Source organism: Stenotrophomonas sp. VV52 (assembly GCF_002893095.1).
GTDB lineage: Bacteria > Pseudomonadota > Gammaproteobacteria > Xanthomonadales > Xanthomonadaceae > Stenotrophomonas > Stenotrophomonas aracearum.
The window spans coordinates 1-566 of the sequence record NZ_PKQQ01000040.1; the positions used below are offsets into that span (position 1 = coordinate 1).

General features: G+C 64.8%; 1 protein-coding gene. It reads left to right on the forward strand.

All coding sequences use genetic code 11. The features are described 5' to 3' along the window. Positions 1-566: hemagglutinin repeat-containing protein (locus tag C2U58_RS19740; protein ID WP_146033510.1), on the forward strand; the 566-nt coding region annotated here is incomplete at both ends.

Sequence of the window (566 nt, forward strand, 5' to 3'; positions counted from 1 at the left end):
AGCAGCGGCAAGGGCTGGGGCTTCGCCAACAACACCAGCGGCCTTCCGTTCGGCACCAACAACTCGCGCAGCGACGGCACCGGCCAGAGCGACACCATCACCGGAACCCAACTCTCCGTGGGCGGTGGCGTGCGCATGGCCACCACTGAAGGCGACATCACCCTTACTGCCGCCAACATCGCTGCAGAGAAGGACGTCACCATCCGCGCCGCCGGCAACCTGACCGTGCAGAGCGGGCAGGACACGGTCAGCAACGCGAACACTGCCGACAGCAAGGCCATCGGCACGGTACAGATCTCCGACACCGAGAAGTTCGCTGGCTGGCACCGCCAGCAGCATGAAGACGACAGCGGCATGGTTTCGCAGGTGGCCAGCACCATCGGCAGTCTGGGTGGCAATGTGAACCTGGGCGCGGGTGGCAAGTACACCCAGATTGCCAGCAACGTGGTGGCGGCGCAGGACGTCAACATCACCGCTGCCGAGATCGCGCTGCTCGCGGCGGACGAGAGCGGCTACAACTCGCAGAGCGACAAGGACCTGAAGATTGGTGTGTTCGCGCGGGTCAA